The organism is Amaricoccus solimangrovi (assembly GCF_006385685.1).
Taxonomy (GTDB): Bacteria; Pseudomonadota; Alphaproteobacteria; order Rhodobacterales; family Rhodobacteraceae; genus Amaricoccus; species Amaricoccus solimangrovi.
Genome location: NZ_VFRP01000004.1, coordinates 207,340 through 222,210, shown reverse-complemented (window position 1 = coordinate 222,210; position 14,871 = coordinate 207,340). Strand labels below are relative to the sequence as shown.

The window sequence follows — 14,871 nt, the reverse complement described above, 5'->3', positions numbered from 1 at the left end:
GAGATGCGCCACGCCTTGTTCCTGCTCGTGCTCGGGCAGGTCCTCGCCCTTTCCGCCTGTTCCGGGCCCGCGCCGCCGAAGCACCCGCTGCTCCAGAGCCGCCAGACCGGTTGCGACGACGGCGGCTCGGGCGGGGTGGTGATCGACGGCGTGTGCCTCTGAGCTAGACGAGTTCCTCGGGCACGCCCGGCACCGGCTGGCCGAATTCCTCGGCGGGTCGCACGTTGTAGGGCACGATGAAGCCGCGCCGCTCCCGAGGCGGGCGTCGGGTGTTCTCGCGCGCGATCTCGCTCCAGGCCGCGCGGGCGGTGGCGAGGTCGTAGGCCGCCGCGGGCGCGTCCGGCGGCAGCCAGTGCTCGAAGAGCCGGCGGCGCAGATGCGCGACGGTGGGCGCGTCGTCGAAGACCACGCCCGCCTCGGTGTCCCAGCGCATGCTGCGGCCGTTGAGATTGGCCGAGCCGACCAGCCCCGCCCGGTCGTCGGCGACCGTCACTTTCGCATGGATATAGACGATGTCGGAGCCGAGCGCCGTGTCGCGCGACGCGCTCCGCGAGGGCACGGGCCGAAGCGGCATGCCGATGAAGGCGCGGGGTCCGAAGGCGCTCTTCACCTTCCGCACGCAGCGCGCCTGCAGGTACTCGCCGAAGCGCGAGTCGAGCCCGGGACGTGATTCGAAGGCCACCTCCTCCGGCGCCGCCGGCAGCATCATGATGAGCTGCAGATCACGGTTGCGACGCGCCGCCCGCGCCAGCGCCCGGGCGAGCGGCCGGTGGCGGAAATACTGCGTCTCGATGAAGATGAGCTGGCGCGCCGCCGCGAAGATCCGGAAATGCTCCGCCTCCGATTCCCGGATCATCGGCCGGGGCGAGAGCCGGAAGGGATTGGCCGATCCCGCGCGCGAGACGGTGCGGACGAGGCGGGGGTTGCCCCGGCTCTGGGGCGGCGGCGGCGGTTGCCCGCCCAGCATCGCCTCGAGATGGGCCTGCGCCGCCGCGACGCAGTCCGGCGCCTCGGTGACGACGGAGACGTCGTGCCATGTCTCCTCCGCCGGGCGGTCGTGGCGCGGGTCGTCGTAGCGCCGCTCGTCGAGATCGAGTCCGCCGATGAAGAGCGCGCGCCGGTCGAAGACCGCGAGCTTCTGATGATGCGTCGCCGGATGGATATGCGGAACCGGGCAGAGCCGGAAGGCGAAGCCGCCCGCGAGCGGATCGCGGATCCAGGGGCGCAGGCCGACGGCGAGGCTGAGCGCCTCGCGCCGCTCGGCTTCCTCGAGCTCGCGCAGGGCCTGGATCTGGCCCCTGATCTTCGCGAGAACGCCCGGCCAGAAGAGGCCGCGGGGGGCGAGGCCCGCCCGCGCGCCGTGCCGCGTGGCGAGAAGGTCGAGCCCCGCGCCGCCGGCCATCTCGCGCGCCGCGCAGAACTGCCGCACCGAGCGCCAGGTTCCCCGATGCAGCGGCGTCGCCAGCGCGGGATCGAAATCGGCGAGCAGGAAATGGATCCTCACGCCCGCGCGCAGCCGGTGCACGATCAGGTCGAACCAGCTCTCGCCGACGGCCCGCCCCTCGGGCGAGCGCAGCTTCGTCCTGAGATCGAAGATCCGGAACCCGGCCCAGATTTCCGTCGTCGCGCCGAGGAAGAGCCGTTCGAGTTCCGGAAAGGCCTCATAGGCGGTGACGAGCGGCCGCGCCGTCAGCGTCTCACCCGGTTTCGAGCCGTCGTCCATGCCATCCCCCCGCCTGCGCGGAGGGATTATGGGGCATCGTCAATCGGCGTCGAGCCGAAAGACGCGGGTCGGGTGCAGCTCGCCGCCGCGATAGACGCCGATCGCGACCGGCGCGCCCTCGTAGCTCGCCCAGGCCTCGTCGCCGTAATCGACGTTCGAGGACAGGACGAGACCGGGATTGCCGTTGCGGAGCCGCGCCGCGCCCTGCGGCGTCGCCGGCAGGCAGGGCAGGTCGCCCAGGCCCGCCTCGAGCCCCAGCAGGCGCGCGTCGAGATCGGGGGTGCGCGCGAGGCGATCCACCTCGTCGAGGCCGATCGCGTCCGCGACGTCGAAGGGGCCGGCCCAGAGGCGGCGCAGCTCCGTCACATGGCCGTGGCAGCCGAGCGCCGCGCCGAGATCGCGGGCGATGGCGCGGACATAGCCGCCCTTGCCGCATTCCATCTCCAGCACGGCGGTATCGGCGTCGGGCGTGCCGACGAGTTCCAGCCGGGCGACGTGGAGCGGCCGGGCCGCGAGTTCCAGCGTCTCGCCCGCGCGGGCGAGGTCATAGGCGCGCTCGCCCTCGACCTTCACCGCCGAGACATCGGGCGGGATCTGAAGGATGTCGCCCCGGAAGGCGGCGAGCGCCGCCGCGATCTCTCCCGGCGCGGGCCGCGCGTCGCTCGTCGCGATCACCGCGCCCTCGGCGTCGTCGGTCGCCGTCCGCGCGCCCCAGCGCACCGTGAAGCGGTAGCACTTGTCGGCGTCGGTCACATAGGGAACCGTCTTCGTCGCCTCGCCGAGCGCGACGGCGAGAAGCCCGGTCGCCGCGGGATCGAGCGTGCCGGCATGCCCCGCCTTGGACGCGTCGAGCGCCCAGCGGACCTTCGCCACCACCTGGGCCGAGGTCGGCCCCGCGGGTTTGTCGATCAGGAGCCAGCCGTGCACCGGCCGGCCGCGTCGACGTCTGGCCATGGGAAAACCTCGTCAGTCGGAATCGATGTCCCGGCGCACCTCGGGCGAATTCAGCAATTCGCGGGTCCGGTCCATCTGGTCGAAACGCCGGTCCGGCTGGAAGCTCAGCTCCGGCGAGAATTTCAGGTCGATCTGGCCCGTCACCTGCCGGCGCAACTCCTGCCGGTTGCGCGTCAGCGCCTTCAGCACGCCCTCGGTATTCACCCCGCCGAGCGGCAGGACGAAGACGGTGGCATGCCTGAGGTCGGGCGAGACCTTGACCTCGGCCACGGTGATCGAGGCCGAGCCGAGCTCGGGATCGTGCACGTCGCCGCGGGCGAGGATGTCCGACAGCGCGCGCCGGATCACCTCCGCCACGCGCAGCTGGCGCTGGCTCGGGCCGCCGGAAAGGGGTCTTGTCTTTGCCATCCGGGTCACATCCTATCACGCGCGCGCGGAGTCAAGGGCGGCGGCGTCGCTTCGCCCCGGAGGATCCGCGCGACTGGACGGGAGAATAGCATGGAAAAGGGCGTGGGGATCGCGGTCGTCGGCGCCGCCGGCCGGATGGGGCGCATGCTGGTGGCGGCGGTCGAGGAGGCGCCGGGCGCCTACCTCAGCGGTGCGACGGTGCGGCCGGGGCACCCCTGGGCGGGGCAGGACCTCGGCGAGGCGATGGGCGGCGCGCCGGTCGGCGTGAAGGTCGACGACGACGCGCTCGAGGTCTTCGCGCGCAGCCAGGCGGTGCTCGACTTCACGACGCCGGAGGCGACGGTGGGCTTCGCCGAACTCGCGGCGCAGGCGCGGCTGACGCATGTGATCGGCACGACCGGGCTCGAGCCCGCGCATCTCGCGCATCTGCGCGCCGCCGGCCGCCACGCGGTGATCGTGCGCTCCGGCAACATGAGCGTCGGCGTCAACCTGCTCGTCGAGCTCACCCGGAAGGTGGCGGCGGTGCTCGGCCCCGATTACGACATCGAGATCGTCGAGACCCACCACCGCCACAAGGTCGACGCGCCCTCCGGCACGGCGCTGATGCTGGGCGAGGCGGCGGCGGAGGGACGGGGCGTCCTGCTCGACCAGGCGCGCGTCGCCGGCCGCGACGGGCTGACCGGCCCGCGGCCCGAGGGGGCGATCGGCTTCGCGAGCCTGCGCGGCGGCGACGTGATCGGCGAGCACGAGGTGCTCTTCGCCGGCGCCGGCGAGCGGGTCACGCTCGGCCATGTCGCGAGCGACCGCATGCTCTTCGCGCGCGGCGCGGTGCGCGCGGCGCTCTGGGGACAGGGGCGCGCGCCCGGCGAATATACGATGCGCGACGTGCTCGGCCTCGGTCTCTGAGCCGGGCGCGGGCAAATCCCGTTGCGCGGAGGCCGATTCTGTCGTAGGTGAGCAGCCGGTAAAGTTACCTCTCGAACTATCTGCTCGTCGTCTCGCCGGTCAGACTATCGATCTTGGTTTGACTTGACCCGCGGCCGCCGCATTTCGCGGGCGGCTTCACTGGAGACGAAGAGAATGGCCAACGGCACTGTGAAATGGTTCAACGCCACCAAGGGCTTCGGGTTCATCCAGCCCGAGAGCGGCGGCAAGGATGTGTTCCTGCACATCTCGGCGCTGGAGCGCGCCGGGCTTCGCGAGATCGCGGACGGACAGAAGGTCAGCTACGAGCTCGAGACCGGCCGCGACGGCCGCACCTCGGCCAGCCAGATCGCGCTGGTGCGCTGATCGCGCGTCAAAGGCCGGTCCGCCTGACGGATCCGGCCGCCCGCGCCCCTCGGGGCGCGACCTGAGGCCCGCCCGCGCGGGCCTCTTTTCGTTGGGACCGGTGCCTGCCGCGGGTCCTATTCCACCGCCGCGATGGCGGCGGCGAGCTTGTCGAGCCCTTGGGCCGGAAGCCCCGCGATGTTGATCCGGCTGTCGCCGGTCATGTAGATCCCGTGATCGCTCCGGAGCAGGGCCACCTGTTCGGGCGTGAGGCCGAGCCGGGAGAACATGCCCCGGTGGGTCGCGACGAAATCGTAGCGGTCGGAATTCGTCGCCCGCCGCAGCGCCTCGGCGAAGCTCTGGCGCAGCGTCAGCATGCCGCGCCGCATCCCCTCGAGCTCGGTGACCCAGTCCATCCGGAGCCCGCTGTCGCCGAGGATGATCGCGACGGTCTTCGCGCCATGATCGGGCGGGAAGGAGAAGTTCATCCGGTTGAGCGAGGCGAGGTTGCCGCGCGCGATCGGCGTCAGGTTCGGGGCTGAGCTGATCGCGAAGGCGGCGCCGACCCGGTCGCGGTAGAGGCCGAAGTTCTTCGAGCAGCTGGCCGCGACCAGCATCTCGGGCACCTGTCCCGCCATGTAGCGCAGGCCCGCCACGTCGGAATCGATCCCGTCGCCGAAGCCCTGATAGGCGAGGTCGATCATCGGCACGAGCCCCCGCCGCGCGAAGAGCTCGGCCAGCGTGCGCCACTGTTCCAGCGTCGGATTGGCGCCGGTCGGGTTGTGGCAGCAGCCGTGCAGCAGCACGACATCGCCGACCTTCGCTCCGGCGAGATCGGCGAGCATGCCCTCGAAATCCACCTCGCAGGTCGCGGCATCGAAATAGCGGTAGGTCTTCGCCTCGATGCCGAGATGGGCGAGCATCGCCGGGTGGTTCGGCCAGGTCGGATCCGAATACCAGACGCTCGCCTCCGGGTCGGCGCGCTGGATGAGCTCGAAGAGCTGGTGCACCGCGCCGGTGCCGCCGGGCGTCTGGCAGCCCGCGATCCGGTCGGTGGGCACCGCCTCGCCGAAGATGAGGCCGCGCATCTGCTCGACGAATTCCGTGTCGCCGAGCAGCGCCACGTAGGATTTCGTCGTCTGCTCCTCCCAGAGCCGCTTCTCCGCCGCCTTGACGGCGTGCATGATCGGCGTGCGGCCCTGGGCGTCCTTGTAGACGCCGACGCCGAGGTCGAGCTTGTCCTCCCGGGTGTCGGCCGCGTAGAGGCCCATCAGTTCGATGATCTTGTCGGGGGCGGGCGTATTCAGGGCTTCGAGCATGGGTTCTCCTCCGGGGCGCGGGGCGCGCGCGCGGCCTTCCGTCAGGCGCGGTCGCGATTCAGGATCCGGGTCACGACCTCGCGCCGCGTGGGCTGGAAGCCGACCTTCTGATAGAGCGGCAGCGCCCGGGGATGGTCGAGCGTGTTGGTGTTGACCGTGACGAGCCGCGTGCCGGGCTGGTCCCAGGCCATGTGGACGGCGGTGCAGAGCAGGAAGGTGCCGAGCCCCTGGCCCATCGCCTCCGCCACCAGCCCGAAATAGGACAGGTCGCAGACCCCCTCGGCGCGCGCGTCGAGCACGAAGAACCCGTGCGGCCAGCCCGCCCGGATCAGCGTGCAGAGTGTCACCTTCGGATCGCGCAGGAGCCCCGCGAGTTCCTCGGTGCTCCGCTGGTGCTGGTCGGTCCATTCGTAATCGGCGCCGACCGCGTCGTAGAGCTGGAGGAAGTACCAGGCCGGCGGCCGCTCGGCGGCGACCAGCATCGAGGGGGCGCCGGCGGGCATGTGCGGGATCGGATGCGCGGGCCGCGCCGCCATCTCGAGATGGGTGATCGTCACTTCGACGCTGTCGCCGGCCTTGAGGCTCATGCCCTACCCCTGTTCGACCGCGAGATCGGGGTAGGAGCCCCACTCGGCCCATGACCCGTCGTAGAGCGCGTGCTGCCGGTGGCCGAGGCGTTCGAGCGCGAGGCTCAGCACCGCCGCGGTGACGCCCGAGCCGCAGGAGGTCACGACCGGCTTCGCGAGATCGACCCCGGCCGCCTCGAACGCCGCCCTGAGCTCATCGGGTGCCTTCAGCGTGCCGTCCGCGTTCACGAGCGCCGCGTAATGCACGTTGAACGCCCCCGGGATATGCCCGGAGCGCAGCCCCGGCCGCGGTTCCGGCTCCGCGCCCCGGAAGCGGGCGGGCGAGCGGGCATCGACGATCTGCGCGTCGCCGAGCTTCGCGCTCGCCGCGACCTGGGTCACGTCGCGCACCAGGCTCGCGTCGCGGCGGGCGGTGAAATGCCGGTCGCGCAGGATCGGCGTCCCGTCCTCGACCGGCCGCCCCTCGGCCAGCCATTTCGGAAAGCCGCCGTCGAGCACGGCGACGTCGGTCTTGCCGAAGAGGCGGAACAGCCACCAGACCCGGGCGGCGCTGAAGAGGCCCTTCGTGTCGTAGACGATCACCCGGTGCCCGTCCCCGATGCCCATCGCGCGCATCCGGCTGATGAACTTCTCGACCGGCGGCGCCATGTGCGGCAGGTCGGACTGCTCGTCGGAAATCTCGTCGATATCGAAGAAACGCGCGCCGGGAATATGGCGCTCCCGGTACTCGGCCTGGGCGTCGCGCCCTTCCGCCGGCATGTGCCAGCTCGCATCGAGCACCCGGATATCCGGGGCGCCGAGATGCGCGGCGAGCCAGTCGGTCGAGACCAGAAGGCTTTGATCGCTGGCGGTCATTGGCCCTTCTCCATCGCTGTCGGTCCGGGATTACCGGGCTTTCGGAGCGGCGGCAAGGGTGGGAAGGGCGCGGATCAGTAGTGGTAGCGGCACTGGACGATCTCGACGGCCGTCGCCGTGACGCGGTAGACCAGCCGATGCTCGCGGTCGATCCGGCCAGACCAGAAGCCTGCGAGATCGCCCTTGAGCGGCTCGGGCTTGCCTGTGCCCTCGAACGGGTGACGCATGCATTCCTGGATCAAGCCGTTCAGCTTGCGGAGCATCGCTTTGTCGGTGGCTTGCCAGTGAAGATAGTCGTCCCAGCCCGCGGGATGAAAGGCGAGGTTCACTCTTCGATCAGGTCGCGCCGGACCGCGTCGCCCGCCTTCAGGCCTTCCACGGCTTCCCGAAGGCGTTCAGCGTTGCGCGGGCTGGAAAGGAGATACGTCGTCTCGTCCATCGAGGCCCAATCTTCGAGCGAAACCATGACCACGGGCTTGCCCTTGGCGCGGGTGATGATGACCGGCTCGTGGTCGTCGTTCACCTTGTCCATCTCGGCGGAAAGGTTGGCGCGCAGGGCGGCGGAGGAGAGGGTTCGCACGGGGCAAGTATACGTAATTGCGTACGCTCAGTCAATGCTACCCGTCGTCTCCGTCAGTCCAATGGTAGGGAGTAAAACTTTTAGAATTTTCGATGCATATGATTTGAGTTTCAGAAATTCTGCGCTCAAACCAATCGTAATATATGATATCTAATTCGATTTCTGAACCGTATTTCCAAAAACTGGTCTCCTCTCTGCTCGTAAAGCCGAATGAGCAAGATGTTGTGTCGCCATTTTGTAGGATTCGTATCGATTTGCTTGGCTCGAAGCAAGCGAGCCATTGCTGCTTCTGGCTTTGGGTGGCTTGTTCTCCGAGTGCTGCCTGAAGAGTTTCAGACTTGGCTCGAATGGAAATATTCCGAGCTGGCATAGTGCCGGAGTTCTGGAGCACTAAATCGTAGATCGTCGCAGCATTTCCAGAGGCTCGCGTCTTAACCGCAGCCGATACAATAGGCCGAAACTGCCGACGCCAAGACACCCACGTTAACCATAGGGCTATTAGCGCGACAACCAGAGCCGCTGCAGAGAGGCTATCACTGAGAGCCATCGTTTAAGGCCAGTTACTGATCCAGAAAGCTCCTGAGCCGCCGCGACCGGCTCGGGTGCTTCAGCTTCCGCAACGCCTTCGCCTCGATCTGGCGGATGCGTTCGCGGGTGACGCTGAACTGCTGGCCGACCTCCTCGAGCGTATGGTCGGTGTTCATGCCGATCCCGAAGCGCATCCGGAGCACGCGTTCCTCGCGCGGGGTGAGGGAGGCCAGCACCCGCGTCGTCGTCTCCTTCAGGTTGCCCTGAATGGCGCTGTCGAGCGGCAGGATCGCGTTCTTGTCCTCGATGAAATCGCCGAGCTGCGAATCCTCCTCGTCGCCGATCGGCGTTTCGAGCGAGATCGGCTCCTTGGCGATCTTCATCACCTTGCGGACCTTCTCGAGCGGCATCTGCAGCTTCTCGGCCAGCTCCTCCGGGGTCGGCTCGCGGCCGATCTCGTGGAGCATCTGGCGGCCGGTGCGGACCAGCTTGTTGATCGTCTCGATCATGTGGACCGGGATGCGGATCGTGCGCGCCTGATCGGCGATCGAGCGCGTGATCGCCTGCCGGATCCACCAGGTCGCATAGGTCGAGAACTTGTAGCCCCGGCGGTACTCGAACTTGTCGACCGCCTTCATCAGCCCGATGTTGCCCTCCTGGATCAGGTCGAGGAACTGCAGGCCGCGGTTCGTGTATTTCTTCGCGATCGAGATCACGAGGCGGAGGTTCGCCTCGACCATCTCCTTCTTCGCCTGCCGCGCCTCCTTCTCGCCCTTCTGGACCTGGGAGACGATGCGGCGGAATTCGGAGATGTCGACGCCGACATACTGGCCGACCTCGGCCATCTCGAAGCGGATGTCCTCCGCCTTGTCGCGGTAGCGCGTCGCGAGCTGGTCCCAGCCGCGGCCGCCGAGCCTGGCGACGCGGTCGAGCCAGCCGGGCTCGAGTTCGGTGCCGCGGTATTCGTCGATGAATTCCTGGCGGTTGATCCGCGCCTGGTCGGCGAGCTTCACCATCGCGCCGTCGAGCGCCATGATCTTGCGGTTGATCCCGTAGATCTGGTCGACCAGCGCCTCGACGCGGTTGTTGTGCAGGTGGAGCGAATTCACGAGCTCCACGATCTCGCCGCGCAGCCGCTGGTATTCCCGCTCCTGGCCCGAGGAGAAGGTCTCGTCGAGATTGAGCGTCGCGGAGATGCGGCTGTCCTGCATCTCGGCGAGGCGCGCGTAATCGCCGGCGATCCGGTCGAGCGTCTCGAGCACCTGCGGCTTCAGCGCCGCCTCCATCGCGGCGAGCGACAGGTTGCCCTGATCCTCCTCCTCCTCCTCGTCGGCGGGGGTGGGGGCGCCGTCCTCCTCCTCCTCCTCGTCCGCCGCCTGCGCGTCGCGGGCGGCGGCCGGCGCCGGGGCGGCCGCGGGCGCCGGGCGGGCGGGGCGAAGGCCGGGCGCCGGCTCGCCGAGCGGATCGGAGGTGCTCTTGAGCGCCGAGAGCACGCTCTCGACCTCGTCGCTCTCCATCGAGGCGCCGAAGGTGGTCTCGAGGTCGATCACGTCGCGCAGCATGATGGCTTCGTCGAGCAGCTCGTCGCGCCAGATCGTGATCGCCTGGAAGGTGAGCGGGCTCTCGCAGAGCCCGAGGATCATCGTGTTGCGCCCCGCCTCGATGCGCTTGGCGATCGCGATCTCGCCCTCGCGGGACAGGAGCTCCACCGAACCCATCTCGCGCAGGTACATGCGCACCGGATCGTCGGTCCGGTCGAGCGATTCGCCGCCGACCGAGGTGACCGCGAGCTCGCGCGAGCCGCTGTCGGATTCCGATGCCTCGGCGGTCTCGCCGCCCTCTTCCTCGTCGTCGCTGTCGTCCGCCTCGGTCACGTTGATACCCATCTCGTTGAGCATCGCCATCACGTCCTCGATCTGCTCCGAGGACACCTGATCCTGCGGCAGGACCTGGTTCAGTTCGTCATAGGTAATATAGCCGCGAGCCTTGGCCGCCGCGATCATCTTCTTGACCGCGGCCTGGCTCATGTCCAGCATCGGGCCGGAGTTGTCCTGGCCTTCCTCGGGCTTGCGCGGCTCCATGTCTTTCGCCATTCTCAACTCCATGCCTTGCGTCCCGGGGGATCCCGTTCGGGAGAAGTCTCGGTATGTCTCGCACGAATCAGTGATTCGCAATGATTCGCAATGATTCGTCTCAAATGCTCAGGATTTTCGCTTCCGGTTCCTGTGCGCCCGTTGCTGCTCTTCCACGCTTGCCAGCGTGGAGGCGAATTCCTCGCGCTCGATCCCGAGATCGGCGTTTTCCCCGGCGAGGGGCCTGATGCCCGCCTCGTGCGCGGCCTCGGCGGCGCGGCGCAATCTCGGTCCGATCCAGTCCACCGTGTCGCGGCTCAGCCCGGCCGCCGCGTCGCGCGTCTCGGCCAGCCAGCCGGTCAGCGCCGCCTGACGGATCAGTTCCTCCTCGACCGCGAGCGCGGCCTTCTCCGGATCCGCGTCGGCGCGCAGATGCGGGTTCGCCCGAACCTGTCCGAGACAATCGAGATCCGCCAACACGTCCCGCCCCAGCCGCCGTGCCACGAGAGTCGCCACCGATTCGGCGCGCGATTCGCCATTTAGGATGGAGAGCAGCGCGGACAAGAGGGCGTCGCGAATCTCCGCGAGATCGGCGCAGTGGAAATCGGCGCGGCCGAGTCGCTCCTCCTGCGCCAGCGCGATCTCGGGGTGGTTCAGGCAGCCGTAGAGGATCGCGCTCTCGCGCACCCGCGCCTCGGCGATCGCCGCCTCGCCCCGCGCGAGCAGCGAGGCGCGCGTGCTCGCGACCGGTCCGCCCGCGGGCGCGCGGCCGCGCCGCGGCGGGGCCGCCTTGCGCGTTCCGCCTGTCCGCCGTCCCGCCGCCGCGCCGTCGCGCCGGGGCGCGAAGAGTTCGGCGCGGCGCGTCCGGATCTCGGCCTCGTAATGCGCGCGCAGGCCCGGGTCCGCGATCCTGCCGAGATGCGCGCGCAGCCGCGCGTCGAGCGCGGCGCGCCGCTCCGGACTGTCGAGCACCGCGCCCTCGGTCTCCCGGCTCCAGAGCAGGTCGAGCAGCGGCCGCGACGCGCCGATCAACGCCGTCATCGCCGCCGCCCCCCCGTCGCGCAGAACGTCGTCGGGATCCTGGCCCGGGGGCAGGATCACGAAGCGCAGCGACTGGCCCCCGCCGAGAAGCGGCAGCGCGAGGTCGATCAGCCGCTGCCCCGCGCGCAGCCCCGCCGCGTCGCCGTCGAGCATGACGAGCGGCTCCGGCGTCATCCGCCAGAAGGTCCGCAGCTGCGTCTCGGTGATCGCGGTGCCGAGCGGCGCGACGGCGTTCTCGAATCCGGCCTGGGCGAGCGCGATCACGTCCATGTAGCCCTCGACGACGAGGATCGTCCCGGCCTTGCCCGCCGCCGCGCGGGCCGGGCCGATGTTGTAGAGGCCGCGGCCCTTGTCGAAGAGCGGCGTCTCGGGCGAGTTGAGGTATTTCGGCTCCTGCCCCGGGCCGAGCGCGCGGGCGCCGAAGGCGATGGCGCGGCCCTGGGCGTCGCGGATCGGGAACATGATCCGGCCGCGAAAACGGTCATAGGGCGCGCCGCCCTCGCGCGGCACCCCGGCGAGCCCCGCCTCGACGATCTTCTCGACCGCGAAGCCCTTGCCCTTCAGATGCTCGATCAGCGCCGTCCGGCTGTCGGGGGCGTAGCCGAGGTCGAAACGCGTCTGGGTGCCGGCGGTCAGCCCCCGGCGGTCGAGATAGCTTCGCGCCTCGATCGCGCGCGCGCCATGCAGGTTCATCCGGTAGAACTGGACCGCCGCCTCCATCGCCTCGACGAGGCCGTTGCGCTTCTCGGCGCGCTTCGCCGCCTCCGGATCGCGGGCGGGCATGGTCATGCCGGCGATCCCGGCGAGCCGCTCCACCGCCTCCATGAAGCCGAGATTCTCGGTCTCGCGCAGGAAGGTCACCACGTCGCCCTTCGCGTGGCAGCCGAAGCAGTAGTAGTAGCCCCGCGCGTCATCGACGTGGAACGAGGCCGATTTCTCCTGGTGGAACGGGCAGGGCGCCCAGTAGTCGCCCCGCGCGGCGTTGGACTTCCTGTCCCAGGTCAGCTTGCGCCCGATCACCTGGGCGAGCGACACGCGATCGCGCAGTTCGTCGATGAAACCGGGGGGAAGCGACATCGCGTCTTTCGGAGATTCGTGTGATCGGGAGAGTGTGCCAGACTGGCGGGGGGAGCGGAAGCCGCGGCCGGGCTCAGCGGGGCGCGATCTCGGTCACGCCGCGCGGAGCCCCGGTCTCGGCGTCGATCACCCGGATCCGCTCGCGGCCCCCGGCGTCGACGGTCACGACCGCGACCCAGCCCGCGCCGCGCGTCAGCGCCGTCGCCCGCTCGCCCGCCGGCAGGGCGATCGTCGCGGGCAGGGGTGGCGGCGGCGTCATCTGGGCGAGGCGGATGACAAGCAGCGCGACGACCGTTATCACGCCGAGGATCAACGTGATCGTCAGCGTCGTCACGAGCCGCCTCAGCCGGCGCAGCGACGGCGTTTCCGGCAATTCCTCGCTATCGGGAGCCCCGCGGGCCATGACTTTGCCTCCGCCTTCGTCTCGCATTCCCCCGCCGCGGGAGATCCGGGTCGCGCTGGCCGCCGGCCCCGAATCGCGGCTTGATAAGGCCTTGGCGGCGGCGGTGCCAGAGGGGCTCGGCCTCAGCCGCTCCCGCCTCCAGGCGCTGATCGCGGAGGGCGCGGTCGCGCGCGCCGACGGCGTGGTCGTCTCCGACCCGAAGGCGCGGGTCGCGGGGGGAGAGTTCACGCTGACCCTGCCCGCGCCGATTCCCGCCGCCGCGCAACCGGAGGACATCCCGCTTGAAATCGTCTATGAGGATGCCCATCTGATCGTTCTCGACAAGCCCGTGGGGCTCGTCGTGCATCCGGCGCCCGGCCAGCGGGACGGCACCCTCGTCAACGCGCTTCTCCATCACAGCGGCGGCTCGCTCTCTGGCATCGGCGGCGAGATACGCCCCGGCATCGTCCACCGGATCGACAAGGAAACCTCCGGCCTGCTCGTCGTCGCCAAGGACGACGCCGCCCATCAGGGGCTCGCGGCGCAATTCAAGGCGCATGACCTCGAACGGCGCTACCTCGCCGTGGTGCGCGGCGCGCCGGACCCGGCGGATCCCCGGCTCCGGGGACTCGCGGGCATCTCCTGGGAGCCGGGCGGCGTGCTCCGGATCGAGGGGGCGATTGGCCGGCATCCGGGCGATCGCAAGCGCATGGCGGTGCTGAGCCGGGACGGACGCCGCGCGGTGACGCGGGCGCGCGTGCTCGAACGCTTCGGCCCGCCCGGGGCGCCGCCGGTCGCCTCGCTCGTCGAATGCTGGCTCGAGACCGGGCGGACCCACCAGATCCGCGTGCACATGACCTTCGCCGGGCATCCATTGATCGGCGACCGCGTTTACGGCAAGCGGGTGGGGGTCGAGGCCGGTTTCCCGCGTCAGGCGCTGCACGCCCGGACGCTCGGCTTCGTTCATCCGGTGACGGGGGAGGCGATGCGCTTCGAGGCGCCGCCGCCCGGGGACTTCCGCGATCTGGTCGACCGGCTGCGCCGGCTCGGTCACGCGGATGTTTAACATTAGAAGAACGGTCGGTTCATACTATATGACAGCGAGCCGGGGATCGCCCCGGCGAGAGGAGGATGCGTGAGCTATACGAAACTTCCCGCGCCGTCGCCCGAACAGGGTCTGTCGCGGTACATGCAGGAGATCCGCAAGTTCCCGATGCTCGAGCCCGAGCAGGAATACATGCTGGCCAAGGCCTGGGTCGATCACGGGGACACGGACGCGGCGCACCAGCTGGTGACGAGCCATCTGCGTCTCGCCGCCAAGATCGCCATGGGCTATCGCGGCTACGGCCTGCCGATCGCCGAGGTGATCTCGGAGGCCAATGTCGGCCTGATGCAGGCGGTCAAGCGGTTCGAGCCCGAGAAGGGCTTCCGCCTCGCGACCTATGCGATGTGGTGGATCCGCGCCTCGATCCAGGAATACATCCTGCGCTCGTGGAGCCTCGTGAAGATGGGCACCACGGCGGCGCAGAAGAAGCTCTTCTTCAACCTGCGCAAGGCGAAGAACAAGATCGGCGCGATCGAGGACGGCGAGCTTCGGCCCGAGAACGTGACGCGGATCGCCCATGACCTCAACGTCTCCGAGGACGAGGTGATCTCGATGAACCGCCGGATGTCGGGCGGCGACGCGAGCCTCAACGCCCAGATCAAGGGCGACGGCGAGGGCACGGCGGAGTGGCAGGACTGGCTCGAGGACGAGGACGCCGACCAGGCCGCCGCGCTCGCCGAGCGCGACGAGCTCGAGAGCCGGCAGGGCCTGCTGATGGAGGCGATGGGAAGCCTCAACGAGCGCGAGCGCCACATCCTGACCGAGCGGCGGCTGAAGGACGAGCCGATGACCCTCGAGGACCTGAGCCAGGAATACGGCGTCAGCCGCGAGCGCATCCGCCAGATCGAGGTCCGCGCCTTCGAGAAGCTGCAGAAGGTGATGCGCGAGCGCGCCGCCGAGACCGGTCTCGTGCCTTCGGTCAACTGACGCGCGGTTCGCCGTTTGCCTCCCGCCGCCTTCCGCCCTAGGGT

The 14,871-nt window shown here is 69.6% G+C and carries 17 protein-coding genes; 5 read left to right on the top strand and 12 right to left on the bottom strand.

Annotated features, from left to right (window positions below):
* The first annotated feature begins 3 nt into the window (after positions 1–3).
* Positions 4–162, top strand: a complete 159-nt coding sequence (locus tag FJM51_RS23720) for a hypothetical protein (protein WP_181164472.1) — start codon at positions 4–6, stop codon at positions 160–162.
* Between the two features lies 1 nt (position 163).
* Here the strand turns inward: FJM51_RS23720 and FJM51_RS07340 are convergent, their stop codons facing one another.
* Genes FJM51_RS07340 through rbfA form a run of 3 tightly spaced genes read right to left on the bottom strand, consistent with a single transcriptional unit; the run spans position 164 to position 3,085 of the window.
* Positions 164–1,723 carry a phospholipase D family protein gene (locus tag FJM51_RS07340; protein ID WP_140453468.1) on the bottom strand — a complete coding sequence of 520 codons (1,560 nt, stop codon included), beginning with the start codon at positions 1,721–1,723 and terminating at the stop codon, positions 164–166.
* A 39-nt stretch (positions 1,724–1,762) separates the two neighbouring features.
* Positions 1,763–2,677 (bottom strand): tRNA pseudouridine(55) synthase TruB, encoded by a 915-nt coding sequence (gene truB, locus FJM51_RS07335; RefSeq protein WP_140453467.1) that lies wholly within the window; start codon positions 2,675–2,677, stop codon positions 1,763–1,765.
* Between the two features lie 12 nt (positions 2,678–2,689).
* Complete coding sequence (gene rbfA / locus FJM51_RS07330) at positions 2,690–3,085, bottom strand: 30S ribosome-binding factor RbfA (RefSeq protein ID WP_140453466.1); 396 nt, start codon at positions 3,083–3,085, stop codon at positions 2,690–2,692.
* Between the two features lie 90 nt (positions 3,086–3,175).
* Between rbfA and dapB the strand changes: the two genes are divergently transcribed.
* A complete protein-coding gene (dapB, locus tag FJM51_RS07325; protein ID WP_140453465.1) occupies positions 3,176–3,991 on the top strand; it encodes a 4-hydroxy-tetrahydrodipicolinate reductase in 816 nt (271 codons plus the stop codon).
* A 174-nt stretch (positions 3,992–4,165) separates the two neighbouring features.
* Complete coding sequence (locus tag FJM51_RS07320; protein WP_140453464.1) at positions 4,166–4,375, top strand: cold-shock protein; 210 nt, start codon at positions 4,166–4,168, stop codon at positions 4,373–4,375.
* Positions 4,376–4,491: 116 nt separating this feature from the next.
* Here the strand turns inward: FJM51_RS07320 and FJM51_RS07315 are convergent, their stop codons facing one another.
* The 9 genes from FJM51_RS07315 to FJM51_RS07280 all read right to left on the bottom strand — a co-directional run bounded on the left by FJM51_RS07315 (position 4,492) and on the right by FJM51_RS07280 (position 12,816).
* Positions 4,492–5,673, bottom strand: coding sequence for an amino acid aminotransferase (locus FJM51_RS07315; RefSeq protein WP_140453463.1), 1,182 nt, complete (start codon positions 5,671–5,673; stop codon positions 4,492–4,494).
* Positions 5,674–5,714: 41 nt separating this feature from the next.
* Positions 5,715–6,260, bottom strand: a complete 546-nt coding sequence (locus FJM51_RS07310) for a GNAT family N-acetyltransferase (protein WP_140453462.1) — start codon at positions 6,258–6,260, stop codon at positions 5,715–5,717.
* 3 nt (positions 6,261–6,263) lie between these two features.
* A complete protein-coding gene (gene sseA, locus FJM51_RS07305; RefSeq protein WP_140453461.1) occupies positions 6,264–7,115 on the bottom strand; it encodes a 3-mercaptopyruvate sulfurtransferase in 852 nt (283 codons plus the stop codon).
* Between the two features lie 74 nt (positions 7,116–7,189).
* Complete coding sequence (locus FJM51_RS07300) at positions 7,190–7,444, bottom strand: Txe/YoeB family addiction module toxin (protein ID WP_140453460.1); 255 nt, start codon at positions 7,442–7,444, stop codon at positions 7,190–7,192.
* Complete coding sequence (locus tag FJM51_RS07295) at positions 7,441–7,695, bottom strand: type II toxin-antitoxin system Phd/YefM family antitoxin (protein WP_140453459.1); 255 nt, start codon at positions 7,693–7,695, stop codon at positions 7,441–7,443. Before FJM51_RS07295 ends, FJM51_RS07300 begins: the two co-directional genes overlap by 4 nt.
* Positions 7,696–7,732: 37 nt before the next feature.
* Positions 7,733–8,242: a DUF8453 domain-containing protein gene (locus FJM51_RS26025; RefSeq protein WP_497707165.1), complete on the bottom strand. Its 510-nt coding sequence runs from the start codon at positions 8,240–8,242 to the stop codon at positions 7,733–7,735.
* Between the two features lie 13 nt (positions 8,243–8,255).
* Complete coding sequence (gene rpoD / locus FJM51_RS07290) at positions 8,256–10,316, bottom strand: RNA polymerase sigma factor RpoD (RefSeq protein WP_140453458.1); 2,061 nt, start codon at positions 10,314–10,316, stop codon at positions 8,256–8,258.
* A gap of 108 nt (positions 10,317–10,424) precedes the next feature.
* A complete protein-coding gene (dnaG, locus tag FJM51_RS07285; RefSeq protein ID WP_140453457.1) occupies positions 10,425–12,413 on the bottom strand; it encodes a DNA primase in 1,989 nt (662 codons plus the stop codon).
* A 73-nt stretch (positions 12,414–12,486) separates the two neighbouring features.
* Positions 12,487–12,816: a DUF6476 family protein gene (locus FJM51_RS07280; RefSeq protein WP_140453456.1), complete on the bottom strand. Its 330-nt coding sequence runs from the start codon at positions 12,814–12,816 to the stop codon at positions 12,487–12,489.
* Between FJM51_RS07280 and FJM51_RS07275 the strand changes: the two genes are divergently transcribed.
* The gene (locus tag FJM51_RS07275) at positions 12,815–13,861 is read left to right on the top strand and encodes an RluA family pseudouridine synthase (RefSeq protein WP_140453455.1); all 1,047 of its coding nucleotides are present in this window, start codon (positions 12,815–12,817) and stop codon (positions 13,859–13,861) included. The genes FJM51_RS07280 and FJM51_RS07275 overlap by 2 nt on opposite strands.
* Positions 13,862–13,930: 69 nt before the next feature.
* A complete protein-coding gene (gene rpoH, locus FJM51_RS07270) occupies positions 13,931–14,827 on the top strand; it encodes an RNA polymerase sigma factor RpoH (RefSeq protein ID WP_267901389.1) in 897 nt (298 codons plus the stop codon).
* Positions 14,828–14,871 lie beyond the last annotated feature (44 nt).

Bases quoted from the DNA above. Each gene is read 5' to 3' on its own strand.
- FJM51_RS23720 (WP_181164472.1), top strand. From the start codon at position 4: ATGCGCCACGCCTTGTTCCTGCTCGTGCTCGGGCAGGTCCTCGCCCTT.
- FJM51_RS07340 (WP_140453468.1), bottom strand. From the start codon at position 1,723: ATGGACGACGGCTCGAAACCGGGTGAGACGCTGACGGCGCGGCCGCTC.
- truB (WP_140453467.1), bottom strand. From the start codon at position 2,677: ATGGCCAGACGTCGACGCGGCCGGCCGGTGCACGGCTGGCTCCTGATC.
- rbfA (WP_140453466.1), bottom strand. From the start codon at position 3,085: ATGGCAAAGACAAGACCCCTTTCCGGCGGCCCGAGCCAGCGCCAGCTG.
- dapB (WP_140453465.1), top strand. From the start codon at position 3,176: ATGGAAAAGGGCGTGGGGATCGCGGTCGTCGGCGCCGCCGGCCGGATG.
- FJM51_RS07320 (WP_140453464.1), top strand. From the start codon at position 4,166: ATGGCCAACGGCACTGTGAAATGGTTCAACGCCACCAAGGGCTTCGGG.
- FJM51_RS07315 (WP_140453463.1), bottom strand. From the start codon at position 5,673: ATGCTCGAAGCCCTGAATACGCCCGCCCCCGACAAGATCATCGAACTG.
- FJM51_RS07310 (WP_140453462.1), bottom strand. From the start codon at position 6,260: ATGAGCCTCAAGGCCGGCGACAGCGTCGAAGTGACGATCACCCATCTC.
- sseA (WP_140453461.1), bottom strand. From the start codon at position 7,115: ATGACCGCCAGCGATCAAAGCCTTCTGGTCTCGACCGACTGGCTCGCC.
- FJM51_RS26025 (WP_497707165.1), bottom strand. From the start codon at position 8,242: ATGGCTCTCAGTGATAGCCTCTCTGCAGCGGCTCTGGTTGTCGCGCTA.
- rpoD (WP_140453458.1), bottom strand. From the start codon at position 10,316: ATGGCGAAAGACATGGAGCCGCGCAAGCCCGAGGAAGGCCAGGACAAC.
- dnaG (WP_140453457.1), bottom strand. From the start codon at position 12,413: ATGTCGCTTCCCCCCGGTTTCATCGACGAACTGCGCGATCGCGTGTCG.
- FJM51_RS07275 (WP_140453455.1), top strand. From the start codon at position 12,815: ATGACTTTGCCTCCGCCTTCGTCTCGCATTCCCCCGCCGCGGGAGATC.
- FJM51_RS07280 (WP_140453456.1), bottom strand. From the start codon at position 12,816: ATGGCCCGCGGGGCTCCCGATAGCGAGGAATTGCCGGAAACGCCGTCG.